Origin of the sequence: Rhodococcus sp. C3V, from assembly GCF_029269915.1 — a bacterium.
GTDB lineage: Bacteria > Actinomycetota > Actinomycetes > Mycobacteriales > Mycobacteriaceae > Rhodococcus_F > Rhodococcus_F qingshengii.
Genome location: NZ_JARJBE010000002.1, coordinates 694810 through 719666 on the forward strand (window position 1 = coordinate 694810; position 24857 = coordinate 719666).

23 protein-coding genes and 1 riboswitch are annotated in these 24857 nt (G+C 61.7%); of the genes, 11 read left to right on the forward strand and 12 right to left on the reverse strand.

The annotated features are described in order from the left end of the window. Positions 1 to 128: 128 nt before the first annotated feature. Positions 129 to 3416, reverse strand: coding sequence for an error-prone DNA polymerase (locus tag P3G66_RS08290; RefSeq protein ID WP_218680014.1), 3288 nt, complete (start codon positions 3414 to 3416; stop codon positions 129 to 131). Between the two features lie 268 nt (positions 3417 to 3684). Between P3G66_RS08290 and phoA the strand changes: the two genes are divergently transcribed. Beyond that, positions 3685 to 5217, forward strand: a complete 1533-nt coding sequence (gene phoA, locus P3G66_RS08295; RefSeq protein WP_003940796.1) for an alkaline phosphatase — start codon at positions 3685 to 3687, stop codon at positions 5215 to 5217. 31 nt (positions 5218 to 5248) lie between these two features. On the opposite strand, the gene P3G66_RS08300 is transcribed toward phoA, so the two are convergent. Genes P3G66_RS08300 through P3G66_RS08315 form a run of 4 tightly spaced genes read right to left on the reverse strand, consistent with a single transcriptional unit; the run spans position 5249 to position 8860 of the window. Beyond that, positions 5249 to 6019 carry a (2Fe-2S)-binding protein gene (locus P3G66_RS08300; protein ID WP_003940787.1) on the reverse strand — a complete coding sequence of 257 codons (771 nt, stop codon included), beginning with the start codon at positions 6017 to 6019 and terminating at the stop codon, positions 5249 to 5251. After that, on the reverse strand, positions 6016 to 6813 hold the full coding sequence (locus P3G66_RS08305; RefSeq protein ID WP_276116408.1) for an ABC transporter ATP-binding protein: 798 nt from the start codon (positions 6811 to 6813) through the stop codon (positions 6016 to 6018). The genes P3G66_RS08300 and P3G66_RS08305 overlap by 4 nt, the downstream gene beginning before the upstream one ends. 14 nt (positions 6814 to 6827) lie before the next feature. Continuing rightward, the gene (locus P3G66_RS08310; RefSeq protein WP_116056951.1) at positions 6828 to 7868 is read right to left on the reverse strand and encodes an iron ABC transporter permease; all 1041 of its coding nucleotides are present in this window, start codon (positions 7866 to 7868) and stop codon (positions 6828 to 6830) included. Beyond that, complete coding sequence (locus P3G66_RS08315) at positions 7865 to 8860, reverse strand: ABC transporter substrate-binding protein (protein WP_029254958.1); 996 nt, start codon at positions 8858 to 8860, stop codon at positions 7865 to 7867. Before P3G66_RS08315 ends, P3G66_RS08310 begins: the two co-directional genes overlap by 4 nt. A 115-nt stretch (positions 8861 to 8975) precedes the next feature. After that, positions 8976 to 9122: riboswitch (cobalamin riboswitch) on the reverse strand. Between the two features lie 71 nt (positions 9123 to 9193). Here P3G66_RS08315 and P3G66_RS08320 point away from each other — a divergent pair. From P3G66_RS08320 to P3G66_RS08340, 5 genes are all read left to right on the forward strand, one after another. Continuing rightward, the gene (locus P3G66_RS08320; protein ID WP_276116378.1) at positions 9194 to 11314 is read left to right on the forward strand and encodes an MMPL family transporter; all 2121 of its coding nucleotides are present in this window, start codon (positions 9194 to 9196) and stop codon (positions 11312 to 11314) included. Positions 11315 to 11381: 67 nt separating this feature from the next. Further along, positions 11382 to 11849, forward strand: coding sequence for a hypothetical protein (locus P3G66_RS08325; protein ID WP_223304434.1), 468 nt, complete (start codon positions 11382 to 11384; stop codon positions 11847 to 11849). A 284-nt stretch (positions 11850 to 12133) separates the two neighbouring features. Continuing rightward, positions 12134 to 12256, forward strand: coding sequence for a hypothetical protein (locus P3G66_RS08330; protein ID WP_003940840.1), 123 nt, complete (start codon positions 12134 to 12136; stop codon positions 12254 to 12256). A gap of 50 nt (positions 12257 to 12306) precedes the next feature. Beyond that, entirely contained in the window at positions 12307 to 14301 is a 1995-nt protein-coding gene (locus P3G66_RS08335; protein WP_276116379.1) for an SDR family oxidoreductase, read from the forward strand. Between the two features lie 52 nt (positions 14302 to 14353). Then, positions 14354 to 14785: a hypothetical protein gene (locus P3G66_RS08340; RefSeq protein ID WP_256938646.1), complete on the forward strand. Its 432-nt coding sequence runs from the start codon at positions 14354 to 14356 to the stop codon at positions 14783 to 14785. A 383-nt stretch (positions 14786 to 15168) separates the two neighbouring features. Here P3G66_RS08340 and P3G66_RS08345 read toward each other — a convergent pair whose 3' ends face one another. After that, positions 15169 to 16158 carry a pyridoxal-phosphate dependent enzyme gene (locus tag P3G66_RS08345; protein ID WP_218680971.1) on the reverse strand — a complete coding sequence of 330 codons (990 nt, stop codon included), beginning with the start codon at positions 16156 to 16158 and terminating at the stop codon, positions 15169 to 15171. Between the two features lie 81 nt (positions 16159 to 16239). Between P3G66_RS08345 and P3G66_RS08350 the strand changes: the two genes are divergently transcribed. Next, a complete protein-coding gene (locus P3G66_RS08350) occupies positions 16240 to 17163 on the forward strand; it encodes a LysR family transcriptional regulator (protein ID WP_276116380.1) in 924 nt (307 codons plus the stop codon). A 2-nt stretch (positions 17164 to 17165) separates the two neighbouring features. Here the strand turns inward: P3G66_RS08350 and P3G66_RS08355 are convergent, their stop codons facing one another. After that, positions 17166 to 17741 (reverse strand): TetR/AcrR family transcriptional regulator, encoded by a 576-nt coding sequence (locus P3G66_RS08355; protein ID WP_042449699.1) that lies wholly within the window; start codon positions 17739 to 17741, stop codon positions 17166 to 17168. Positions 17742 to 17817: 76 nt separating this feature from the next. Here P3G66_RS08355 and P3G66_RS08360 point away from each other — a divergent pair, with 76 nt between their 5' ends. Further along, the gene (locus tag P3G66_RS08360) at positions 17818 to 18432 is read left to right on the forward strand and encodes an NAD(P)H-dependent oxidoreductase (RefSeq protein WP_050656865.1); all 615 of its coding nucleotides are present in this window, start codon (positions 17818 to 17820) and stop codon (positions 18430 to 18432) included. A 13-nt stretch (positions 18433 to 18445) separates the two neighbouring features. On the opposite strand, the gene P3G66_RS08365 is transcribed toward P3G66_RS08360, so the two are convergent. Continuing rightward, the gene (locus tag P3G66_RS08365; protein WP_050656866.1) at positions 18446 to 19027 is read right to left on the reverse strand and encodes a GNAT family N-acetyltransferase; all 582 of its coding nucleotides are present in this window, start codon (positions 19025 to 19027) and stop codon (positions 18446 to 18448) included. Positions 19028 to 19103: 76 nt separating this feature from the next. On the opposite strand from P3G66_RS08365, the gene P3G66_RS08370 reads away from it, so the two are divergent. Then, positions 19104 to 20087: a hypothetical protein gene (locus P3G66_RS08370; protein ID WP_054828059.1), complete on the forward strand. Its 984-nt coding sequence runs from the start codon at positions 19104 to 19106 to the stop codon at positions 20085 to 20087. Between the two features lie 54 nt (positions 20088 to 20141). Here the strand turns inward: P3G66_RS08370 and P3G66_RS08375 are convergent, their stop codons facing one another. The 3 genes from P3G66_RS08375 to P3G66_RS08385 are packed head-to-tail and all read right to left on the reverse strand — an operon-like array spanning position 20142 to position 22176. Beyond that, on the reverse strand, positions 20142 to 21032 hold the full coding sequence (locus P3G66_RS08375; protein ID WP_058226415.1) for a sucrase ferredoxin: 891 nt from the start codon (positions 21030 to 21032) through the stop codon (positions 20142 to 20144). Positions 21033 to 21090: 58 nt separating this feature from the next. Further along, the gene (locus P3G66_RS08380) at positions 21091 to 21663 is read right to left on the reverse strand and encodes a YdeI/OmpD-associated family protein (protein WP_042923448.1); all 573 of its coding nucleotides are present in this window, start codon (positions 21661 to 21663) and stop codon (positions 21091 to 21093) included. Positions 21664 to 21672: 9 nt separating this feature from the next. Beyond that, positions 21673 to 22176 carry a hypothetical protein gene (locus tag P3G66_RS08385; RefSeq protein ID WP_030535111.1) on the reverse strand — a complete coding sequence of 168 codons (504 nt, stop codon included), beginning with the start codon at positions 22174 to 22176 and terminating at the stop codon, positions 21673 to 21675. 128 nt (positions 22177 to 22304) lie between these two features. Here P3G66_RS08385 and P3G66_RS08390 point away from each other — a divergent pair, with 128 nt between their 5' ends. Then, positions 22305 to 23150 carry an alpha/beta fold hydrolase gene (locus P3G66_RS08390; RefSeq protein WP_042923446.1) on the forward strand — a complete coding sequence of 282 codons (846 nt, stop codon included), beginning with the start codon at positions 22305 to 22307 and terminating at the stop codon, positions 23148 to 23150. Here the strand turns inward: P3G66_RS08390 and P3G66_RS08395 are convergent. After that, the gene (locus P3G66_RS08395; protein WP_030535113.1) at positions 23135 to 24091 is read right to left on the reverse strand and encodes a GlxA family transcriptional regulator; all 957 of its coding nucleotides are present in this window, start codon (positions 24089 to 24091) and stop codon (positions 23135 to 23137) included. The genes P3G66_RS08390 and P3G66_RS08395 overlap by 16 nt on opposite strands. 125 nt (positions 24092 to 24216) lie before the next feature. Between P3G66_RS08395 and P3G66_RS08400 the strand changes: the two genes are divergently transcribed. Then, a complete protein-coding gene (locus P3G66_RS08400; RefSeq protein ID WP_030535114.1) occupies positions 24217 to 24855 on the forward strand; it encodes an HD domain-containing protein in 639 nt (212 codons plus the stop codon). The last annotated feature ends 2 nt before the right edge of the window (positions 24856 to 24857 follow it).

Below are 24857 nucleotides of genomic sequence, written 5' to 3' on the forward strand. Positions count from 1 at the left end.
CTCAAGCGACAACCCTAGGGAGCAAATGTGACCCGCACCATATGCTCGGAGGTCAGAGTTGAGCTCCACATTTGTCCTCTCGGCACAAAACTGTCTCTCGGCACTAACACGGTGGCCAGAATCAGGCGTTAACGGAAGTCTCGCGATTTGGCCGTTACTCGCAGATCCATCAGCTGCATCCGGTCTGCCACGACGGTGACAGCGCCTTCTGCATTCTGCACCTTCCCTCGAATAAGCAACGCCGGCGCCGTATTTGCCAATTTTCGGTACTTTGCCCACAACCCCACCGAACACACGACGTTGACCATGCCGGTTTCGTCCTCGAGGTTGATGAACGTGACGCCCGCAGCTGTGGCCGGACGCTGCCGGTGTGTGACTGCTCCCCCCACCAGCACACGGTCACCGTCCGGGATGTCGAGAAGTCTCGACGCCGGCACCACGCCGAGCGCGTCGAGCTGTGGGCGGAGGAATTGTGTCGGGTACGTGTCGGGAGATACTCCTGTCGCCCAGACATCCGCCGCCGCTAATTCGACGTCGCTCATGCCGGGCAGGGTGGGAGCTGTGACCGACGCACCGATACCGGGCAAGCGGTCGGGGCGCTCCCCCGCCGCAGCGCCCGCTGCCCACAGCGCTTCTCTACGCGAGATACCGAAGCTGGCTAGCGCACCGGCGGTCGCCAGCGATTCAGCTTGTGCGGTAGTCAGTTCCACCCGCCCGGTCAGATCGAGAAACGACGTGAACGGTCCACCGAGGTCGCGCTGTTCGACAATTTTCTCGGCGAGTGCATCGCCGATGTTGCGCACTTCCCCCAGCCCCAGCCGAACCTCGAATCCACCTGCCTCGACGGTGGCATGCGCGAGGCTGACATTGATGTCTGCACCGTGTACCTGCACTCCGTGCCGGCGCGCATCGGCAACCAAGGACTGCGGCGAGTAGAAACCCATGGGCTGCGCGCGCAGAAGTCCGGCGCAGAACGCAGCGGGATGATGAAGTTTGAACCACGAGGAGTAGAAGACCAGCGCGGCAAAACTCTGTGAATGGCTTTCCGGGAAACCGAAATTAGCGAATGCATACAGCTTTTCGTAGATCCGGTCGGCAACCTCGTCACCGATGCCGTGTAGGTCTCGCATGCCCTGATAGAACCTCGCGCGCAGTTGTTCCATCTTCTCGGTGGAGCGTTTCGATCCCATTGCCCGACGCAATTGATCGGCCTCGGACGGCGTGAAGCCCGCAACGTCGACGGCCATCTGCATCAACTGTTCCTGGAACAGCGGAACCCCCAACGTGCGTTCGAGTGCCTTCTCGAGCGACGGATGGTCGTAGGACACAGGTTCGAGTTTGTTGCGCCGACGAATGTACGGATGCACTGATCCGCCTTGGATCGGCCCCGGACGGATGAGCGCGACCTCGACTACCAGGTCGTAGAAGTTTCGAGGCTTCAGACGCGGCAGTGTCGCCATCTGCGCACGTGATTCCACTTGGAACACACCCACCGAATCTGCCCGCTGCAACATCTCGTACACCGCTGTTTCCGACAGATCGAGTTGCGCCAAATCGACTGTGATGCCTTTGTGTTCGGCCACCAGATCCATCATGTAGTGCAAAGCTGAGAGCATGCCGAGGCCGAGCAGATCGAACTTGACCAGCCCAGCGGCAGCGCAATCGTCCTTGTCCCATTGCAGGACACTGCGATTGGCCATCCGCGCCCACTCCACCGGGCAGACGTCGGCGATGGGACGATCGCAGATGACCATGCCGCCCGAGTGGATACCGAGGTGCCGCGGATAGCCTTCGATCTGCGCCGCCAGTTCGAGTACCGGACGCGGAATATCGGTATCCGCATTCTTGTCGATACCACCCCACCGGCCGACCTGCTTACTCCACGCATCTTGCTGGCCCTGCGAAAAGCCCAGCGCCCGAGCCATGTCCCGCACCGACGACTTTCCTCGATAGGTGATGACATTGGCTACCTGCGCGGCATACGTACGCCCGTACTTCGCGTACACGTGCTGGATCGCCTCTTCCCGGCGATCCGACTCGATGTCCACGTCGATATCCGGCGGGCCGTCACGTTCGGGCGCAAGAAACCTCTCGAACAGCAGTTTGTTGCGAACCGGATCGACATTGGTGATGCCGATCGCGTAACACACCGCCGAGTTCGCAGCGGAACCTCTTCCCTGACAGAGGATGTCGTTCTTCTTGCAGAACGACACGATGTCATGCACCACCAGGAAATATCCGGGAAAGTTCAATCCCTCGATGATGGCAAGTTCATGTTCGAGCTGTTTGTATGCCTTCGGTGCACCTTCCGGCGGTCCGTAGCGTTCCAGCGCCCCCACCATGGTGAGCTCACGCAACCACGACGCCTCGGTATGCCCGGCTGGCACGTCGAACGGTGGCAATTTGGGCGCGATGAGCTTGAGATCGAAAGCGCACTCACGACCAAGATCGGCGGCACCACTGACAGCCTCGGGATAGAGCGAGAACAGTGCCGCCATCTCCGCGCCGGACCGCAGGTGCGCTCCGCCGGTAGGGGCCAACCATCCTGCTGCCTCGTCCAAGCTTTGACGCGACCGCACAGCCGCCATTGCCATGGCGAGGCGTCGACGCGGAGGAGCGGCGAAGTGCGCGGCGGTGGTCGCCACCGTACGTAGTCCATGCTCTCTCGCCAATTCGGCCAGAACGGCATTGCGCTCGTCGTCCTCCGCCAACCCATGATGAGTGAGTTCCACCGACACTCGCTCCGCCCCGAAACGCTCGACCAGATCCCCCAAGGCATCCGCCGCTGCTTCGCGACCACCCGACGTCAAGGCTTGCCGCACATGACCTTTCCGGCACCCGGTCAGGATCTGCCAGTGGCCACCGGCCGCTTCGGTCAGCACGTCGTAGTCGTACTGCAGTTTGCCCTTCTCGCCGCCCGCCAGATGCGCGGCAGCGATCTCCCGCGAGAGCCGGCGATACCCTTCCTGCCCACGGGCAAGTACCAGGAGGTGCGTTCCACCGGGATCTGCCGTGCCGGTTCTGGGTACCGAATCCAGAGACAACTCGGCCCCGAACACGGTGCGCATTCCCCATTCACGTGCGGCTTCCGCAAACCTCACCACGCCGTAGAAGCCGTCGTGATCGGTGACGGCGATAGCTTCGAGCCCGAGACGCACTGCTTCCTCGACCAGCTCTTCCGGCGGTGATGCACCGTCGAGGAAACTGAAGGCCGAGTGAGCGTGCAGTTCTGCGTAAGGAACTACACCGGCACCACGGGTGAGCTCGCCCGCGTGGTACTCGCCGCGCTTTCTTGACCAGGCGGGGCTGTCGCTTCCATCGCCCGGAAACAAATCCTCATGTTCCACACGGCCGGGTCGTCCGGAAAGCACCCGTTCCATCTCGGACCACGTCGGCGGCCCATTTCCCCAACCCACACTGACCTCGCACCTGATCGAGTCGGCCGTCAGGGACGACCGACTGCTCGAGGATGCCGAAAGGGAAGACGCACCACATGCATCGAACTGATGTTCGATGTAGATTCAGTCTGACAGGTCACTCACCCACAGTCAACAGAGCGAATCTCAACCCTCACCGTCTCGTCACATTCAGATGTACGCATGTCTGCACTCCGTTCACTTTCGCCCCAGATCATTAGCGGCGTTCATAATCTCCATCCATACTGTTTCCAGGAGTACTACTCGTATGTCGTTCTCGCGCAACACACGTAGGTTGACGGCCGTCGCCGGCGCCGTCGCCGTTCTGGCCGCTGCCGGCTGCAGCAGCAGCGCCGACGAGGCCACCGGCTCGAACGGCGCGACCGTCGATCGCGCCGCGACCGGCGAACTGTCCTCGAACGGTGGCGCTCGTCGCATCGACGGTGATCAGTCGGCCGCAGTGCGCGACGCCGTCAATGCCTCCGGCGCGAAGAACGTCATCCTCCTGATCGGGGACGGCATGGGCGACTCGGAGATCACCGCCGCACGCAACTACGCCGAAGGCGCTGCGGGCAGCTTCCCCGGCCTCGACGCCCTGCCGATCACCGGCCAGTACACGCACTACGCACTGACCAAGGACGGCAAGCCCGACTACGTCACCGACTCCGCAGCCAGCGGATCGGCATGGTCCACCGGCACCAAGACCTACAACGGCGCGATTTCCGTCGACATCAAGGGGCAGGCCCAGTCGACCGTCCTCGAGATCGCCAAGGCGAACGGCAAGGCCACCGGCAACGTCTCCACCGCCGAGGTGCAGGACGCCACCCCCGCAGTGCAGGTCGCGCACGTCAGTGGCCGCAAGTGCTACGGACCGGAGGCGACGTCCAAGTCCTGCCCGGAGAACGCCCTCGAGAACGGCGGCAAGGGATCGATCAGCGAACAGCTCCTCGACACCCGCGCCGACGTCACCTTTGCCGGCGGCGCCAAGTCCTTCGCCGAGACTGCGAAAGCCGGTGACTGGCAGGGCAAGACACTCAATGAGCAGGCCGCCGCCCGTGGCTACCAGCTGGTGAAGAACGCCGCCGAGATGAACGAGGTCGGCAAGGCCGATCAGGATGCACCCGTGCTCGGCTTGTTCGCCGACGGCAACATGCCCGTCCGCTGGGAAGGCTCTGTCGCCACCCGTGACGGTTACCTGCAACCCGCCGAAACCTGCGTCGACAACCCCAAGCGAACCTCCGACGTGCCCAAGCTCGCGGACATGACTCAGAAGGCCATCGACCTACTGAAGGTCAACGACAACGGATTCTTCCTCCAGGTCGAAGGTGCCTCGATCGACAAGCAGGATCACGCAGCCAACGCATGCGGTCAGATCGGTGAAACCGTCGACCTCGACGAAGCTGTGCAGAAGGCACTCGAATTCGCGAAGACCGACGGAGAAACCCTGGTCATCGTCACAGCCGACCACGCTCACACCAGCCAGATCGTCACCAATGTCAGCGCCGACGACATCGCCACCATCGCCAAGGACCAGAACATCCCGGTCGAGCGCGCCCAGGAAATCGTCTACCCCGGCCTGACCCGCAAGCTGACCACCAAGGACGGCTCGGAGATGACGATCAGCTACGGAACGTCCGAGGATCCGGCCGTCGAGTCCGAAGGACACACCGGAACTCAGTTGCGCGTAGCAGCTTTCGGCCCGCATGCGGCCAACGTCAGCGGTCTCACGGACCAGACCGACCTGTTCTTCACGATGACCGACGCGCTGGGACTCGACCGTTCCAAGGTCGCAGCTCACTGATCCGATAACACCTGAATCCGCCCACCCACAGTCACACCAGAGCAGCCAAGGCGCGCACCCGATCTTCGGGTGCGCGCTTCGGGCAACTGGTGCATTTGCCTTCACCGGGTACCTCGTAGATCAGGCAGCACGACGCCCGCTGCGTGAATCTGCGTCGCCCGAATGCCACCGGCGTCAATGGATTACTTACGCGCACAGCAGATTCTCTGCGATCCACATCCACGAAACGCGGGACCGGAATGCCCGGGTTCTCACCGCGGAGAACTTCGATCAGACCGGCCGCAAATGCACTTCCGCGCTCCCGCGCATTACCGGCGGCATCGAGGCTGCGATTGGCGATGGAGTCCGTTGTGATCGCCCACAGCGCCTGCTGCCGAACGCCGGACACCTCCGCGAGTACCTCGATCACGGGATTGAGCGAGCGGAACATCGCGTGGCCCAACTCCGCCACACTCCGCGAGATCGGAATGACCGATCCGGCAGCAAAACCGCCCAGATAGCCGTTGTCACGCAAGAAGATCCGCCCACCGTCCAACGATGGATCGGCCGCGAACCCGGTGACCATCCCGGTTCCGATCGGAATGCCGGTCAGCGTCGAGCTGGCCGAGTACCACCACAACGTGCCGTTCACTCGACTGTCCGCACTCCCCCATCGCTCTGCCGTATCGGCGACACGTGCTGCCAACCACTGGGGGTCGGTCATCAACACCGCGGGCACCGTATCCGGATACGCGCTCAGGTTGTCGAAGAACGGCACAGCTACTGCCATACGGGCGTAGATCCCGGCCACCGATTCCGTCATGCCAGCCCCAATATCTCCATCCGCGGACGTACTCCGCGTTCGACTCGCGCCCTGATGCCGAAAACCTCGGCCAACAACGGCTCGTCCAACACCTCGACCGTAGACCCACACGCGCGGAGTTCACCTTCGGTGAGCACGGCAAGGTTGTCGCAGTACTCGACTGCCAACCGTAGATCGTGCATCGTGACCACAACTGCGAGCCCCGCCGACGTAAGTTCGGTAAGCAGTTCCATCACGATCAACTGGTGACGAAGATCGAGATGATTGGTCGGCTCGTCCAACAACAGAACCTTGGGCTCCTGAGCCAATGCGCGAGCTATCGAGACACGTTGCCGCTCACCACCCGACAGGGTCGATACGTCTCGTCCGGCAAGCTCGACCAAACCGACCTGCTCGATGCACCGGTCCACGATGGTGGTATCGCGCTCCGTGCTTCGGTCCAACCAGCTGCGGTGCGGAGTTCGTCCGAGCGCGATCGATTCACGAACCGAAAGTCCTGCCGAGACAGTGGGTTCCTGAACACTTGCCGAGACAGTTCGGGCGATGTCCTTACGCGAGAGCGTCGTCGAGTCGACTTGATCGATCAGAACTGCGCCACCTGTCGGCGTCAAAGCGTTGTAGCAGCAGCGCAGCGCCGTCGTCTTGCCACTGCCGTTCGGCCCGACCAAGCCCAATATTTCACCGGACTTGACTGCGAAAGTGATGCCGCGCAACACTTCGCGATTTCCGAGCCGCGCCCGGGTCTCGACGAGTTCGAGCAGGGGCGCAGTTTCGGAGTCTTTCGGGAGTGTCACTGTTCTGGCCTGTGTCACTGTTCGAGCCTCCGATACTGCCGGTAGAGCATCCAGACGAAGATCGGTGCACCCACGAGGGCCGTGATCACTCCGACCGGAACTTCAGTGGATTGTGCCACCGAGCGCGCAGCGGTATCTGCGGCAACCATCGCGACGGCGCCCAGCAGGGCTGCAGCAGGGAGCAGTCGAATTGCTCTGGTGCCGACGATGAAGCCGGCCAGATGCGGGATCAGCAGACCGATGAAACCGATTCCACCGGCAACGCTGACTGCTGCGCCCGCCAGTACGGAGACCGCGAGCAAGGACAACACACGGAACCGTCGGACGTTCATACCGAGTGCAGCAGCCCCGTCGTCACCGGTCTGCAAAACGTCCATCCATCGCGAACTGAACAGAAGGGCTGTGCCGACGACGGCCAGTGTGATCGTCGGGAAGATCAGCGTCGACCATCGTGCATCACCGAATCCGCCGGCAATCCAGTGCATCACCGACGTCACGTGCCGATCATCGGCCAATACCAGGATGCAAAAGGTGATGAGCGCCGAGAATATCTGGGCGAGCGCGACACCCACCAAAATGATCGCGGTCGGCTGCGGATACCGGCCGCCGATCAGCAGTGCGAGAAACAACGGGATCATCGCCCCGACGAATGCTGCGACCGGAATCGTGAAAACCCCGAGGAGGCCTGCGCCGAAACCCAGCACCGACACGAGCACCACCATGAATCCCGCGCCCGACGAGACTCCGAGCAGATACGGATCGGCAAGCGGATTACGGGTGACAGCTTGAGCAACTGCACCTGCCATGGCCAACGAAGCACCCACCACCGCGGCAGTGAGTGCACGTGGCAGGCGGGAGTCGATCACGATCGACTCCCGCGCCGCGGTCCACCACGTCTCGAAAGTCCCTGGCGCCAAACGGGCTCCGACTATCGCCCAGACGTCACCGACGGGAATGCGAACCGATCCCAAGGAGACGGCCAACCCCAGGACGATCGCCAAGGCGACCGCCAAGCCGACAAGCAGGGCGCCGTACCCGTAACGCGTGCGGGTCACTTCGCCGCGTCAGCGCCTGGATGGAAGGCTGTTGCGATGGTCTGTGCCGAACGCACCAACCGTGAACTCTCGAACAGGTCAGCGAGAGGAACCACGACGAACCGGTTCTGCTGCACAGCAGGGGTGGTCGCCATCAACGGCTGGGCACGGAGGAAGTCGATCTTCTGCTCGGCTGTCTTGTCGCCGTAGTCGATGACCACGATCGCCTGGGGTGCACGCTCGGCAACAGCTTCCCACGATGCGTCGATGTAGGGCTTTGTCCCTTCGGCGAAGATGTTCGAGACGCCGGAGTATTCCGCGACCAATTGACCGACGCCGACTCCGCCGATGGTCGTCGGAACCTGGTCACCGCTGTCGTAGAAGAAGGTCGGTACCGGCGCCGCGTCTCCGACCGAAGCGCGGACGGAATCGAGACCATCGCTGATCTCCTCTGCGACCTCGCGGGCGGAATCTTCGACGCCCAGGACTCGACCGAGTTGCGTGTAGTCGTTCTCGAGCAATCCGATGTCGGGGAACCCGGTGCCACAGTATTCCGAGAAGAGGAAGGTGTTGATTCCGCGCTCGCCGAAAGCGTCTCGGGAACGGCCTTGCTTCTCGTTGAAGGCACTGGTCATTCCTCCGACCACGAAGTCCGGATCGACGTCGAGAACCTGCTCCATGCTGGGGAACGTATCGGAGAGGCTGGGAATCTTGTTGAATACATCGGCGGTCTCGGCAGTTGGCGGGTTGTCGCTGTACGCCCGCCCGACAATCCGATCACCCGCGCCGATCTCGATGAGGGCTTCGGTGACGTGTCCGTTCAAAGACACGATGCGCTGCGGCGGCGAATCGAAGGTCATCTCGCGATCGCAGTTGGTCACGGACACCGGCTGTGCGAAGGATTCCGCAGCAGACGCCGACTCTGATTCCTGACCTTTGGAACAACCTGCCGAAACCAAGGCGACCGCGATGAGAACAGCGGCGGCGCGGGACGGGGAGAACTGAAGTGACACGGGGACCTCGTAAGGGCTCTGAGCCACGAATGAGAATCCGACAGACAACTCCGCCCGCACGCTGATCCTCGGCCAGAGCTCCTGCTGGACTTCCTTTTCGTAGACCACGACGAATGGATGTCGCACACCGCGCGGCGGGTAATCGGGCTTGCCGACACTCGGTGACTACCGAGAATCGACCTACCGTTGCGGGTCAGCGCCGGATTCGGACCGGCTTCCCCCACACGCGTGGCTTGCAAGTGCTTCGAGCAGTATGCATGACGTTTCCGATTCAAGACCAAACGCCCACTACAGTCGATCTGGCCAGACGCCCCCACACACCGGAGTTGATACATGACACGCTGGGCCCAAACCGTCGTCGCCCGGAAATGGTGGGTACTGAGCCTCGCGGTTCTGATAGTTCTCATCAGTGGGGTGTGGGGACTCGGAGTGTTCGGCAAGCTCAGCCAGGGCGGCTTCATCGATCCGGGCAGCGACTCCGCGAAGGTCGCCGACATCATCGAAGACAATCTCGGACCGCAGACCCCGGACATCATCGCGATCTACTCGCCCACGGACGGCAAGACTCTGGACGACATCGGGCCGGCAGTGACAGCCGCCGTCGACCAGTTCAAAACCGAAGTGCCGACCGCTTCGGTGAAATCGTATTGGGGAACAGACGCCGCAGCGAAGGCCAGCCTGCTCTCGAACGACGGATCCATGGCGGCCGTTGCGATCACGTTGGCACCGGACTCGGGCGTCACGCCCGCCACTTTCGCCGATCTCCTGCCGAAGCTCGAAGTCGAAGGTGCCGAGGCACAATTCGCGGGTAACACCGTCGTCGGCGTCGCATTCAACACCAAGCTCGAGAAGGACCTGGTGGTCGCCGAAGCCATCGCCATTCCGATCACTCTGGTGCTGTTGGTCTTCATCTTCGGCGGCATCGTCGCTGCTGCCGTGCCCGTGTTCGTGGGTGTACTCAGTGTCCTGAGTGCTTTGGCGGTTCTGCGAATCCTCACGCTGATCACCGATGTGTCCTCGTTCTCGATCAACGTCGCTTCTCTTCTCGGGTTGGGACTGGCCATCGACTACGGACTGTTCGTGGTCGGTCGGTTCCGTGAAGAACTGAATTCGGGCTCGAACCCGGGAGCGGCTGCTCAGCGGACAGTTCTGACGGCGGGTCGCACCGTCATGTTCTCGGGTCTACTGCTGATCTGTGCGTTCAGCGGCATGCTCGTATTCCCCCAGGCCGTCATCCGGTCTCTGGGCTTCGGCGCGATCGCTGCGGTATTGAGCGCGGCCGTCCTGTCGCTGACCGCTGTGCCTGCGCTGCTTGCCATTCTGGGGCATCGCATCAACGCCCTGACGTGGCGCAAGGATGCGGCGCAACGCGGCGAGGAACGCTCGCGCAAGTTCTGGGGCCGCGTCGTCACGTGGGTGATGAAGCGTCCGGTCGCAGTCTCGGTGACGATCGTGGCTGTGCTGCTCGTGATGGCCTCGCCGCTGCTCGGCGCCCGGCTGGGAGAACTCTCGTACACCGCACTACCGGACAACGACCCCGCTCGCGTCGCAATGGACACGTTGGTCAACGACTTCCCGCAAACCGGAAACGGCGCAACGATGATCCTTCAGGCCGAGGACGGGAACACTCTCACCCCGGCCGAAGGTGCAGCGATCGCCGAGTCCGCCGGTCAAGTCGAGGGCATCGGTCAGGCGACCGTCGTCGCGAGCACCAATCAACTCGTCGCGGTTCAGGCTCTCTACAGCGAGGGCTCTACACCCCAATCACAGAGCGCCGCAGTGACAGATCTGCGTGCGATCTCCGCTCCCGACGGAACGGTGCTGCTTGTCGGCGGCGGTCAAGCCATGGTCGACGACGGCAACAACGCCGTCCTGCACTGGCTACCGGTGATGATCCTCATCATGGTCGGATCCACCCTGATCCTGTTGTTCCTCGCGTTCGGTTCGGTGGTGCTGCCGATCAAGGCGGTGCTGATGGCAGCCCTGAGTCTCGCGACCACCTTCGGTGTCCTCACCGTCGTCTTCCAGGACGGACACGGCGTCGAACTCCTCGGGGTCAGTCAAACTCCGCTGGAGGCGACGTTCGTCGTGCTCATCCTGGCGGTGGTCTTCGGATTGTCCACGGACTACGAGGTTTTCCTGATGTCACGGATGGTCGAGGCCAAGAACGCGGGAGCGACGACAGAGGAAGCGGTCAAGTTCGGAACCGAGCGCACCGGCCGCATCGTGACGGCTGCCGCCTTACTCCTGATAGTGGTGACGGGGGCCTTCGCAATGTCAGGGCTGTCAGTGATGAAGTTCCTGGGCGTCGGCATGATCGTCGCGCTGATCGTCGACGCGACCATCATCCGCATGTTGCTCGTGCCCTCGCTCGTGAAGTTGATGGGCGAAGCGAACTGGTGGGCTCCTGTGTGGATGAAAAAGGTTCACGCGAAGGTCGGCATCGGCCACTGATCGCGACTGGATCATGTCGCTGAAGAGTCCCTGGGATCCTGCGGAGAGCCGTGTTTGACTAGGGGTCGTGGATGACTTACCTGAGAGTGTTGTGGTCGGCTCGGCAGTGTTTTCGCGTGTCGACTCGGACGATTCGTTGGCGTGCTGGACATCGATCATCGATGTCCAGGGGGTCGGTGACTCCAGGCCGGTGAGTCTGGTTATCGAGCCGGCCACCGTGCCGGAGTCTGCGGTGTGTGAGCTCGCTGCGACCGTGATGGCCCGGTTCGGTGAGTTTGCCGAAGTCGCCGCCGATTACCTGCGTCAACAGCTGCGTGGGCCACAGTTCGGCCTCCGCCACTCCGAACTCGTGGAGTTGGACGCCACGGAGTCACTGTTCGGCGAACCTGAGGCGGTGATCTGGGCTGACGGAACCTGGCTGCTGCGGTTCGCTGAGTCAAAGCTCGAGATGGCCGATCCTTTCGGGATCGGTGTTCTGTTCGAAGGAACGACTCCGTATGCGGTCGAGGACTTGTCGGGCGCTGAACCGGCCTAGGGTTTGCCGGCCTGTCCACGCCATCGCCTCGACGATGGTGCGCCGGTCTACTGGCGGACGGCGCATGGCCTTCACACCCTCGGAACAACGGCCGCCCACATCTCATCCGAAATCACGTCACGCGACGCAAGGACGAGCGCGCACCCCACTGCGCCCGAAACTCTTCAGCAACAGACCTAGTGGATTTCCCTGATCGGGCAGTCGTCCTCGAGGATGACTGCCCGAACGTCTAAATCGCTCCGCAGGGCGATGTTCTCCGAAGCTGATTTCGTCAGACTTGGAGCATGACAATTTTCGAATGGATCCTTGCAATCCCCGCTCTTGCGCTTGCCGTCGCGTTCTTGTTCTCCGGAATCATCTCCGCAGGCATCGACTTCGACGCCGAGGATGGTGTCATGACGCACTGATGTTCGTTTCCCTCTAGCCGCTGATCTTACTTTGGAGTAAGTTACCGACTATGGCCACTTACATCGTCACTGGCGGTACCGGATTCCTCGGACGAGCTGCACTGCCACTCCTGCTCGAGCGTGATCAAACTGCTCAGATCCATGTGCTGGTCAGAGCCGGTTCTGTCGCCAAACTCGAAGAACAGGTGTTGGCAATTCCCGGCGGCGATCGCGTGCATCTACTCATTGGAGATCTGACCGAGCCGGGACTGGGCATCGACTCTCCCCCGCCTGCCGACCACGTCCTTCACCTCGGCGCGATCTACGACATCACCGCCGGAGACGAGCAGGCTTCGACGAATGTCGAGGGCACACGCTCCGTGGCCGACCTTGCTGCGAAACTGGGAGCCACCCTTCATCACGTGTCATCAGTCGCAGTTGCGGGCGACTACCCGGGAACCTTCAGCGAAACCGATTTCGATTGCGGTCAAGGCTTTCCCACTCCGTACCACCGAACCAAGTTCGAGGCCGAGAAGCTCGTTCGAGAACGAGAAGGCCTCACCTGGCGTGTTTATCGGCCGTCTGCCGTGGTCGGCAACTCCGTCACCGGGGAGATGGACAAGATCGACGGTCCGTACTACTTGTTCCCAGGACTGGCGCTACTCGCGAAACTACCTGCAGCACTCCCCGTCCCGATCCCCAACCTCGGCGCAACCAACGTGGTGCCCGTCGATTATGTGGCCGCCGCCCTCGTCGAATTGATGCACGCGCCCGGCCATGACGGCGAAGCATTCCATCTCGTGAATCCGAAACCTCAACCGGTACGCGAAATCTATGCCGGACTCGCCAAGGCCGCCGGAGCGCCCCGGCCCGCACTCAGCCTGCCGGGCGTGATCGCAAAACCCTTTGTCTCACCCTTGCCGATGGACTCGGCAGAATCGGCACGGAAGGTCTTCCTCGATCGCATCGGCATGCCTGCAGCATTACTCGACAACATGACGATGGCGCCGACCTTCACCTCGGAGAGAACCGTTGCCGCCCTGGCCGGATCGGGACTGGCGGTCCCCGAGTTCGGGTCGTACTCCACTGTGTTGTGGAAGTACTGGCGCGCAAACCTCGATCCCAATCGCGCACGACGTAACAGTCCCGAAGGACCACTCGTGGGTCGGATCGTTCTGATCACCGGAGGCTCTTCCGGAATCGGCAAGGCATCGGCCATTGCCGCCGCTCAGAAGGGCGCCACCGTTCTCCTGATCGCACGCCGCACCGACGAACTCGATGCCGCAGTACAGGAGATTCGATCAGCCGGAGGCAAGGCGTTCGGTTACCCCTGCGACATCACCGACGACGAGTCGGTCCAGCACACGATCAAAAGCATTCTGACAGAACACGATCACGTAGACATGTTGGTAAACAACGCCGGCCGATCCATCCGGCGCGGCATTTACCACTCCACTGATCGTTTCCACGACTACGAACGAACGATGGCCGTGAACTACTTCGGCGCTGTGCGATTGGTGCTCGCCTTGTTACCGACCATGCGTTCTCGCCGCTTCGGCCACATCGTGAACATCAGCAGCGCGGGAGTCCAGGCGGCAACGCCTAGATTCTCGGCCTACGTGGCGAGCAAGGCCGCCCTCGACGGTTTCTCGGACGTAGCCGCCTCTGAAACCCTGGCGGACGGAATCACTTTCACGACCATCCACATGCCGCTGGTCGAAACACCGATGATCGCTCCGACCGGCGAATACAACAACGGCCCGATCACCAGCCCGGAAAAGGCTGCGGCAATGGTGATCCGCGCGCTGATCGACCGCCCCAAACGCATCGACGTACCACTGGGAACCCTGGGTGATCTGGGAACCCTGTTCGCACCGCACACCAAGGACCGAATTCTCAACCAGATGTACCAGGCCTTCCCCGATTCTCCGGCGGCAAAGGGTCAGGTAGACAAGGAAACTCCGGCAGACGCTCCGGCAACACCGGCGCGACAGCACCACTCGCGCTCGCGCATCCGCAAACTCGGCCGTCGGGCCGCCCGACTCGTGCCCGGTACGCACTGGTGACCGGTGGTGTGACTTCGCCTCGGAGCGTTTCGGCCAGCGGAACGAGTCTGCAATGCTAGTCATCAGAATCTATCCAGACCATGGTCATCCCAGTTCGCTGTGGCCTTCGTGTGAACTGGTCATCATTCAGGCGGATCAGCCCTTTGTTCTCCCGAGCCAAATGGGGATCAACGATGAACTCGGAGAGAAAATACTGGCGTGGACTGATCGCTTCCAAAAGTTCTTTGTGACCGAGATCGACGGCTTCGCGATGCGACCGCGGTGGAATCCAGGGATCAACGTTTTCGACTGGTACGACGAGGGCTATCAGATCGTGGGCGAACTTCGGGCACAGTTTCCGGACGTGCATGTCAAGCCTGAATTTGCCCAGTACGTCTTTTCGGTCAACGAGCGTCGGGAAAGCATGGGGCTTGCGCCGGTCAGCCTTCCGAACGAACCCAAGGCCGGGCATATGAGCATCACTGAACTCCTGCACCCCAAGTGAGTTTCAGAGCCATGGCAATGAATGCGATCGATACTGCGGCAGTGATCGAGTTTTCCCATCCGAGCGCGAAGTAAACTGCGGAAGAATCGAAATCCACTGCCTTGCAAGAGGCTACGGGAAACGGGATCCAAGCCCATCCTGCTTCTTCGAGCAATCCGCTTCCATACGAACTTGATCTACAAAGCTCCGATGCGGACGCTGGGAACCCCCAACGTGAGGTCACTCCGAAACTTGCGATCAATCCAATGACCCCGACTACCAGCATGAGTGCGGGAACATTGCGAGTGATAGGTGACTTGTCTCGGGGTGAAGTCATTGGAACACCGTACTTCGGCTTTCCGTCAGTTCGCTGACACTGCACATTGTTCCGAGTACGAGATGAATTAGCCGACGACCCTGCGGATCTCATTCTCGGAGGCATTGGCGCCCGTGCAGACAACAGCAACGCGCTTGCCAGCGAAGGCGTTCGGATGCGCATAGACCGCAGCAAGTGCGGCCGCACCGGCGCCTTCGCTCAAAGTGTGAGCGTCGTAGAGCAACGCCCGCTGCGCGAGGGTGATGTCGTCATCCGTGACGAGCAGGAAGCCTCCTAGCCGTTCACGCAAAACACGTTGTGTCAGTGCGAACCCGGCACCGGTCGCAAGCCCTTCGACACGGGTGGTGTTCGGGCGCTCGACGCACGTGCCGGAACTCCACGAGTCATGTGCGGCTCGTGCGGCCTCAGACTGCACTGCGAACACCTCGAGGTGCGGTGCAAGCGCACTGGCGACGAGACACGCCGCCGCCGCACCGCTGCCGCCACCGACTGGGACCACCACCGCGTCCAGATCAGGTTGTTGTTCGAGGAGTTCGACGTAGGCCGTTGCAACACCGGCGAGGATTGCCGGCTCATTGGCGGCGCTAACGAGACGCAGGCCGTCACGTTCGCTGATGAAATCGGCATGAGCACGTGCCTCGTCGAAGTTCACACCGTGCTCGATGAGCTCGGCTCCGAGCATGCGGACAGCGTGAGCCTTGACTGGATTCGCCCCAACCGGCATGACGATCACACACCGCACGCCCGCACCCGCCGCGGCATACGCCAAGGATTGAGCATGGTTTCCGGTCGAGTAGCCGACAATCCCCCGCGCCCGCGTCGCCTCATCCAGTCCTGCCACCAGGTTCAGTCCGCCGCGAACCTTGAACGCACCCGTGGGGTGCACGTTCTCGTGTTTGACGAACAATTGGCTGCACGAGCCCGCACCCAAGGTCGGGTGCGATATCAGGGGCGTGACCGGTAGATGCCGACGGACGACCTGACTGGCACGCTCGATGTCTGCCCATACGGGTGGATGTAGCTGGTTTGATGCCGTGAGATCAGATGCCGGTGCCATGTGATTCACCCTGCCAAACACCGATTCATAGATCCAATACGTGTTTTCGTCCAAAGCATCGAAATCTTCTATGATTTTGGCATGCTCGATCTAATTCGGCTGAGGGTCCTGGTCGCTGTTGCACAGGAAGGGTCGGTGACAGCCGCCGCCGATTCTCTCGGTTACGCGCAGCCCTCCATCAGTCACCACCTTCGACAGCTCGAATCGGAAGTCGGGGTTCCACTGTTCCAGCGAGCGGGTCGTGGACTGCGCCTGACGGACGCCGGCGCAGTGCTGGTTCGGCGAGCCACCGAGATCCTCGGCCACGTCGACGCAGCGGCAGCCGAAGTCCAGACGTACGCAGGACTGAGGGCCGGGCGGGTACGACTGGCCGCATTCCCGTCAGCCCTGGCGAGTTTGATTCCGCAGGCGATGGCAGCGTTCACGTCCCAGTACCCCGATGTGTCCATCAGCCTCGTTGATGCAGAACCACCCAAAGCACTTGCACTGCTTCGTAACAACGATGTCGACGTAGCTGTTGTCTTCGCGCACGAGGACACCCCTGAAGTCGGGCTCAAGCATGTCGCGCAGACGGCTTTACTGGAAGATCCGTTGTACCTGATCACCTCTGCGCGGAATGCAGATGCCGCCAACGAGATCACGGACTACGCCGGTGAGACCTGGATTGCCGGTTGCCCGAGCTGCCGAGCCCACCTCCTCACCGCTTGCAATCGAGCTGGATTCATTCCGCGGATCGAGTTCGAGACCGACGACTACGTCGCCGTCCAAGCCCTGGTCGCCTCCGGAAGCCGGGTAAGCACCCTTCCGGCCCTCGCCCTCCAGGCACATCAGAACCCGAGTATCCGCGCACACCGCATTCCCGGCGAGCGACGCACTGTCTCCGTCGCAACCTACGGCAAACCTCCACTTGCTCCCGCGATCGACGCGTTCGTCAGAACTCTGACAGCGATATCCGAATCCATGCGTGAGCGCGTCGAATTGGATGGGCACCAAGATAACCGGTGACCTCAGGTCCGGCCGACCACCGCGACTATCAGTGCGGCAAGTTCGCTTCGAGCATCGTCGGGCGAGAGCGCTCCCGCTACCGCCGCATGCGAGAGTGCCTCTGCAGCACCGAATATTGCGGTCATCGAAGGTTGCGCAAGTCCTCCGCCCGCACCAAAGGGAGTCAGCACCTCCCGACATCGTTCGGAATAGGCGTGTTCCGATTCACGCTTGACCCGCTCCAGCTCGGGCGAACCCTCCAGCGCTGCAAGCACACCCGTCAGTTCACGCCCCTGCGCCAGCGAACATCCGACGTAGGAGTCGGCGATGGCATTCGCGCGTCCGTTCAGAGACTCATCCGCGGCATCGAGATACTCCTCGAGCATCACCGTCTGACGATCGTCGAATTCCTTGAAGAGCGCTGCCAACAACGCGGCGCGAGAGGCGAAATGGCTGTATACAACTGGCTTTGCAACGCCGGCACGTTCAGCCAACCGACCAAGGGTCAGCGCGTCCGCACCCTCCTCTCGCACCAATGCCCACGACACCTCCACGAGTTGTTCGTACCTGCCGGCTCGCGACAGTCTCGTACGTGCCATCGGACACCTCCTTGCGCTATATACCAATAGTAACCTACTCTTAGTACATAAGCGCACCATCTACCGAAGGACGCTCATGACCACACTCGTCGTAGTCTCCCACCCCGATCCCCAGTCACTTACCCAGCATGTCGCCCGTTCTACTGCCGACGCGATCCGCGACCTGGGCGGCGACGTCGACTTCGCGGACCTATATGCCGAGAATTTCGATCCCCGATTCGCCGAAGCCGATGTGAACCTGTTCCGCGGCAAAGGGACTCCCCCGGCCGACGTTGTAGCCGAGCAGGACCGAATCGATCGTGCAGACGATCTGATTCTCGTGTTTCCGATGTACTGGTGGTCGATGCCCGCACTACTCAAAGGTTGGATCGATCGAGTCTTCGTCAGCGGATGGGCGTACGAATTCACCCCGGGAAGCGAATTCGTGAAGAAACTGGACCGACTCACCGTCCACCTGATTCCAGTCGCAGGTGACGACGCCGAGAGTTTCGACCGACACGGCGTGTACGAGGCCTTCCGGACACAGATCGAACGCGGAATCATCGAATATTGCGGTGCCACACTGGGATCGACAACCTTCGTTCACGAGTCGGACACGAAGAGCCGAGACGTCCTCGCCGCAGAAATCCACGACCTCAGCGAAAGCATCGCGTCCCGTGTCGCCTACCCTGCGACCGCGACTTCCCGTTGACGGTCAAAAACGGTCAACTGGCGCTTGACCGGCCCGTGGCCGCCCAGTAGCGAAGCGTGTCTCCCGAATGGCCGAGGTTGCGCGACAACTGATCAGCTGGGCGCACGCTATCGAGAAGTCCCCCACACCCTTCGATAACATTACGCGAACCCGCGTTCGTTTCGTCGCAGGTAATCAGGACGCGACTGAGCCCCACCGGGTCGCCGGCATACGTGAGCACTTCCCCCAGAGCAGCCGACGCTATCCCTTTCCGGCGTTCCGACGGCCTGACCCCATAGCCGATATGACCACCGACATCGGCCAAGAACTCATTCAAGCTGTGCCGCAACTGGATAGCACCGAGATACCTGCCGTCTCGAACGATCCACCAGTTGGTTGCCGGGACAATGTCGGGCCCCGGCAACGCCTCGGGCTGCGCCAACAACTCCTGCACCCAGTGCCCGAACCCATCGCGGGATGCAAGGTCGAGATCCAGACGTTGCGCAACTCCCAACGCCGAACCGGGCTGATCCGCCTGCGGTCCACCCCACTCGTCACGCGACTCCAACCAGGACACCCACAAGGCCTCGTCAGGCGCAACCAAATCGACTGTCATAGCAGCGATGCTACGTCGCACCCGCAATGGTCGAGACTTCGCCTCAATCCATCGCAAAAGCACATAGTGTCGATGTATGAGTGGACGATTCACAGCTGGGGTCTTTATCGTCGTCGTCAGTGTCGTCGCCGTTGCGTTGGTTTGGACCGGCGTTCGAGACTATGAATCTTTCACTCCACCGGTCGCGACGGCGGTCGATTGGGCAGACTGCCTCGCCCCTGATATCACCGCCGCGCTCGTAGCCCCCGAGGCACGCGACAGCAGCATCGCACTTCGCCCCGAGGGAAGTGGTTACCCGCCTCCTGATTTCAGCCCCGTTGCCGTTGTTCGATGCGAACGCGGAGAAACGTCCGACGGTGGGTTGACCATCGACTCCATACGCCTCGAGGGGGACATCCACGCGGTGGACGATGCATTCCGCGAACAGTCTCGTCGATTTCCTGCCAACGTCCGGGCCGACTGCGCGTACCGTCTCGTCCCGCCAGCCGGTTTGTGGCTGGTAGACGAAGCAGGAGCAGCCATACGCCCTACCTGGCCGACCGCGCCCTGCGGACTGCAAGAGAAACCACACGCAGCCCTGAGCCAACTACATGAGATCAGCCGCGCGCAGCATCCGGTCGACGGCATCTCCTCCGATGACGCCGGAACCTGCGCGGAGTCGATCGGACAACCGTTCGCGACGACCACTGAAGCTGACATGAGTCGCATGGCAGAACACGAAGACACTCACGCGCGCCCACTGACGGAAACAGCTTTGGCTACACCGATTTCCGACGTCGGCAGACTACTGGTGTGCCGCTATTCCACCGAACCGCCGCTGCCCGAGTCCCGAATCCGCCTGTCACGCCAGCAGAGTACTGATCTGATGGAGGTTGCATCCACCGCGCCACCTGCAGGCCCATGCGATCTCGTCGCCCATCACATCGCTTCGATCGACGTACTTCGTCCCGACGGATCGGGCGGCACGCGGATGGCAGTCGAACTCGACGGATGCCAACGCGTAAACCTCCTCGGACAACGTCAATTACCGCCCGCAGTCATTGCGCTCCTGTTGCAGTAGCGATGACCCACACCCGAGTTCATCGAGACTGATCGTAGAAAACCGACGATGAAATCACAGGTCTCGAATCGACGTGACGACAACCGGCCTGACCGGCTTGGGCGCCGCGCCGCAACTCGGTGGACGCGGCGCGAGTTCGGAGACTGCAGTCTCCACGGCCCATTGCCGGCCGTCCACATGTGCGACGACGCATGTCCCGTCACTCGCCTGCTCGATGACAGCCAAGTCGTCGATTCCGCAGGTTATTTGCTGTCGCACAGCAATTTCCGAAGCCTGCCCCGCAGGAGACCAACAACTCCGTCCACGCAGGCCTGGCAAATGGACCTGATCTCGGGAAGCCACCTCCACGGCCGTGACACTCTCACTTGCCGACAGACGGCCGTACGTATTGCCGCTCGGCAACAGGATCATCGACGGCGCGAATCGGTGCCCGCCGGTATGCGAACACTCCCACACCTGGGGTCCGAAGGACGACATCAGCGCTGCGGCGATCGGCCTGCCGAATACAGCGCAGCACTGGTCGCGCTTGCCGTGTGCGCAAACCAATACGACTGGCTCGGTCACTTGCTCGCCCAGTCCTGGTGGCGGCCCATCCAACAAGAAGAAATCGACGTCGAGTAATTCCATCGGCGAATCGATGTGCAACCTTTCACACCATGAGTCGCTCGGATCGGAGCGCACAAGCAGGACGGTGTGTCCATCAGTCATCGGATCGGTGCGCCCGGGTCGCCGAACGAACATGATTCGTACGTTCGCTGCATCGGCTCGGCGGCTCAGCTCGGCGGCAAGCTCCTCCCCCAAGGCCGTACCGTCCAACACGTCACGACCCCACGCGGCATTGAATTCGAGGCATACCCAGCCCTGCACGACGGCAGCGCTGCCTGCCAGCGGCTCATCGACAGCAGACAGTGCGGAACAGGTTTCGGCTTCGATCACGAGGCCCATTGTGTCAGCCTCGCTGGGTGTCGATTCGCAAGTCCCTGTGGCCCAGTGACGCGGCAGCTCAATAGAACTTCTTGCCCTCCGCAAGCTGGTTCACGAACTTCTCGATCCGCCTGGCTCGCGTCTCCGGACGCTTTGCCTCCTGCAGTCGGTACGCGATGGTGAATCGGTTGGTGGAATTGAGCGTCGCGTAGAACTCACGAGCCTTCGGGTTTTCCGCGAGCGCATCGAGAAAGTCTTTCGGTACCTCGGCCTTGGCTGATCCCTCGTACGCGCGATCCCATCGACCGTCGGCCTTGGCCTTCTCGATCTCGGCGATGCCGGAAGGCTCGAGAAGTCCCGCAGCGTCGAGGCGGGCGACTATCTCGACGTTGCGTTTGGACCACGGACTCCGCGCGGTGCGTCGCGAAAACTTCTGTACGAAGAAATCGTCGTCGATTCGCCGTGCGAGGCTGTCGATCCAGCCGAAGCACAGGGCAACGTCCAACGCTTGGTCGTAGTCGATCGAACTGTGCGACGAGGTCTTCTTGGCCATTTTCAGCCAAAGGCCGGGGACCAACTCGTGGTTCTCGGACAGCCATCGACGGAACTCTTCTCCGTCAGCGAAGTATTCGGTGCCGAGTTCGACTGCCATCAGTGCTCCTCATTTTCGCGATACCCATACTCTGACAAAACCCTGCGACAAATATCCGAGAGTTCCGAGTGCGAGCACCCATTTGGCAATACTGACGGTCGAAGCGGCGCGAACCCTCGAGTCGGTGATCCTGTCGCGATGATCGAGGAAATGGAGTCCGACCACGTTCTCGACGTAGTCGCCGGCCGCCGACAGTACCGGCACTACGGCAAGGGCGCGCCGAGTTGCCGGGGAAAGGGGAACCCGCTCCCCGAGCCTCGTGCCCGCTGACCGCAAAGCCATCGCGTAGATCGCGGGATGTACGAAGTCGGGGTAGTAGTGACTACGAAATCGTGCCGTGGCCTCGTCGTCCATGGAGTCCAAGATCTCGACGTACCGGCGAGCGGAGAACGCCGTCTGCACTTCCAATACTTTGGGAGCCACCGGCCCGAGTAGGCGAGCAATATTCGCTTGTGAGACAACAAAAGCGGTGGTCCACAGTGCCATCGCCTTCGCAGGTCCAGTTGGTGCCATGCCACGATCGTGCCATCTTCGCACAACAGAACGGAACGGCCCGACGGAAGAGCTCGCCGAGAATGTGAATGAGGTTGTAAAAAGCGGGCATTCCGTATCGATCATCGGTCCGATAGCGGGGAGCGCGCATGTCGCCCAAGTCCAACCCGACTGTTCTGTTCATCCACGGACTTTGGATGCACCCGACCACCTGGGACCCCTGGGCGCAGGTTTTCAACGCGCAGGGATACCCCACGATGGCGCCGGGGTGGCCAGGGGACGCGTCGACCGTGGGTGAGACGCGTGAACACCCGGAAGACATCGCGGGACACGGCATCGAGGACGTGACGGATCACTACGCCAAGGTGATAGCCGATCTCGACGAACCACCGATCGTGGTGGGGCATTCGTTCGGAGGTTTGATCGCGCAGAAACTTCTGGGCCAGAAGCTGGCGACCGCGGCAATTGCCATCGACCCGGCTCAGCCCAAAGGGGTGTTGAAACTTCCCCTCGTTCAACTGGGCAGTGTTTTCCCGGTCCTGTCCAACCCCGGGAACTACCGGAAGGCGTACTCACACAACAGAGAGTCGTTCCACAAATCCTTTGCCAGCGCCGTGTCCAAGGACGAGTCCGACGCCTTGTTCGAGCAGTATGCGATTCCCGCCCCTGGTCGGCCCTTGTTCGAGGCAGCACTCGCCAACTTCGCGCCCCACAGCCCCGCTGCAGTAGATTTCAACGCCCGCCGCGGGCCACTCCTGATGATCGGCGGCGGCAAGGATCGCACAGTCCCGAAAGCCAGTTCGGACAGCTCGTTCAAGAAGTACGCCAAGGCCCCGACGATCAACGAATACAAGGTCTTCGGCGATCGAGGTCACTCGCTGACCATCGACCACGGCTGGCGTGAGATCGCGGACTACAGCCTTGCCTGGCTCGACAAGCAGGGCATGAGCCCGCCGCAAGGCAAGCACGAAAGTCAGTCTCAGCCGAAAGCTTGAAAACGACGGCGGTACACCTGCGGCGAGATTCCGAGATGCGTCGAAAATGCTCGTCGTAGGGATTCCGAACTGCCGAATCCCGCCAATTGCGCGGCTTCGGTCACCGAGTGGCCGGCATCGAGGAGCGCTTTCGCGGAGTCGAAACGGATCAACTCGACGTATTTGGCCGGCGTCGTACCGAGTTCTTCCCGAAAGAGCCTCGTCAGATGCCGTGGGCTCAGGTGCGCCAGGGCAGCCAGTTCGTCGACCGAGTACTCCCCCGCCGGATCGGCGGCCACCGCCTCGACCACTGCGCGAAGCGCGGGCACCCGGGGCCGCGGCCCGCTCAACGACGGCGAGAACTGTGACTGCCCACCTGGACGTTGGAGAAATACCACCAGAAGCTGTGCGACACGTCGGGCCATTTCTGCACCATGATCTCGCTCGAGCAATGCGAGCGCGAGGTCGATCCCGGCGGTCACACCCGCAGACGAGAACACCGTGCCGTCCTGGATGAAAATGGCGTCGGGAACTACCGTGATCTGCGGATAGGCGCGCGCCAGCGTTGCCGTGTGTTGCCAATGCGTCGTTGCGCGGCGTCCATCGAGCAGTCCACTCGCCGCCAGGATGAATGTCCCGGTACAGATCGAGGCAACCCGACCCGAACGTCCCGCAAGATCGCTCGCTGCCTCACGCAATTCCGGACTCACCGGCATCGACGGGAACACGTCGCCACCCATGACCAGCAACGTGTCGAAGGAACCGGAATCTGCGACGTCACAGTCGACCGGAATGCGCATGCCGGTCGACGAGTCGACATCGTGTCCACCCACCGAGCAGATCACCAACTCGTAGTTCGCTCCGCCGCGATTGGCCTCTGCGAACACCTCGCTCGGACCTGCGACGTCGAGCAGTTTGACGCCGTCGAACACCAGGACGGCAACTCGATGCACTGCGGTCACGATCGCTCCCCTTCGTCCTGATCTGTGGACAGTATGGCCGAGATCAGGGTGCGCCCGCGTGCGTGCTCGACCGACACTGGGACAGACCGAGAAATTCGCAGCAGCGACGAGCAGAGCAGGTACCGATGAACACGATCATTGCCGGTGTGAAAATCCCCGATTCGAAGATGGCTGCCGACGCCACCGAACTCGTCCGAGATACGGCGTCCGAGTTACTGTTTCACCACTCGCGACGCGTCTTCCTCTTCGGATCGCTGCAAGGCGCGCGTTTGGGACTGCACGCCGACCCTGAATTGCTATACGTCGGCGCCATGTTTCACGACCTGGGGCTCACCGAGAAATTCCGGGACAGTACGGCGCGATTCGAATTGGACAGCGCGGACGAAGCGCGGCGATTCCTCACCGGCTACGAAGTCGACGAAACCGACATCCGCAAAGTGTGGGAAGGCATCGCTCTACATACGACGCCCGAGGTCCCCTCGCGGCTGGAGCCCGAAATCGCCTTGGTGACAGCGGGTGTGGAGACCGATGTACTGGGAATCGGATACAGCGAACTCGACCGGGCCGACATCGACGCCGTCACCGCGGCCCACCCCCGTCCGGATTTCAAGAATCAGATCTTGAAGGCCTTCACCGACGGCTTCAAGCACCGTCCCGAAAGTACGTTCGGGACGGTGAACGCTGACGTACTCGAACATTTTGTGCCGGGATTTCGGCACATCGATTTTGTCGAGGTCATCCAGAACTCGGCTTGGCCCCAATAGAA

What these genes read in the sequence shown, in the direction of transcription:
- phoA (WP_003940796.1), top strand. Translation starts at nt 3,685, where the DNA reads ATGTCGTTCTCGCGCAACACACGTAGGTTGACGGCCGTCGCCGGCGCC.
- P3G66_RS08300 (WP_003940787.1), bottom strand. Translation starts at nt 6,019, where the DNA reads ATGACGGAATCGGTGGCCGGGATCTACGCCCGTATGGCAGTAGCTGTG.
- P3G66_RS08320 (WP_276116378.1), top strand. Translation starts at nt 9,194, where the DNA reads ATGACACGCTGGGCCCAAACCGTCGTCGCCCGGAAATGGTGGGTACTG.
- P3G66_RS08330 (WP_003940840.1), top strand. Translation starts at nt 12,134, where the DNA reads ATGACAATTTTCGAATGGATCCTTGCAATCCCCGCTCTTGCGCTTGCC.
- P3G66_RS08335 (WP_276116379.1), top strand. Translation starts at nt 12,307, where the DNA reads ATGGCCACTTACATCGTCACTGGCGGTACCGGATTCCTCGGACGAGCT.
- P3G66_RS08340 (WP_256938646.1), top strand. Translation starts at nt 14,354, where the DNA reads ATGCTAGTCATCAGAATCTATCCAGACCATGGTCATCCCAGTTCGCTG.
- P3G66_RS08345 (WP_218680971.1), bottom strand. Translation starts at nt 16,158, where the DNA reads ATGGCACCGGCATCTGATCTCACGGCATCAAACCAGCTACATCCACCC.
- P3G66_RS08350 (WP_276116380.1), top strand. Translation starts at nt 16,240, where the DNA reads ATGCTCGATCTAATTCGGCTGAGGGTCCTGGTCGCTGTTGCACAGGAA.
- P3G66_RS08355 (WP_042449699.1), bottom strand. Translation starts at nt 17,741, where the DNA reads ATGGCACGTACGAGACTGTCGCGAGCCGGCAGGTACGAACAACTCGTG.
- P3G66_RS08360 (WP_050656865.1), top strand. Translation starts at nt 17,818, where the DNA reads ATGACCACACTCGTCGTAGTCTCCCACCCCGATCCCCAGTCACTTACC.
- P3G66_RS08365 (WP_050656866.1), bottom strand. Translation starts at nt 19,027, where the DNA reads ATGACAGTCGATTTGGTTGCGCCTGACGAGGCCTTGTGGGTGTCCTGG.
- P3G66_RS08370 (WP_054828059.1), top strand. Translation starts at nt 19,104, where the DNA reads ATGAGTGGACGATTCACAGCTGGGGTCTTTATCGTCGTCGTCAGTGTC.
- P3G66_RS08375 (WP_058226415.1), bottom strand. Translation starts at nt 21,032, where the DNA reads ATGGGCCTCGTGATCGAAGCCGAAACCTGTTCCGCACTGTCTGCTGTC.
- P3G66_RS08380 (WP_042923448.1), bottom strand. Translation starts at nt 21,663, where the DNA reads ATGGCAGTCGAACTCGGCACCGAATACTTCGCTGACGGAGAAGAGTTC.
- P3G66_RS08385 (WP_030535111.1), bottom strand. Translation starts at nt 22,176, where the DNA reads ATGGCACCAACTGGACCTGCGAAGGCGATGGCACTGTGGACCACCGCT.
- P3G66_RS08390 (WP_042923446.1), top strand. Translation starts at nt 22,305, where the DNA reads ATGTCGCCCAAGTCCAACCCGACTGTTCTGTTCATCCACGGACTTTGG.
- P3G66_RS08400 (WP_030535114.1), top strand. Translation starts at nt 24,217, where the DNA reads ATGAACACGATCATTGCCGGTGTGAAAATCCCCGATTCGAAGATGGCT.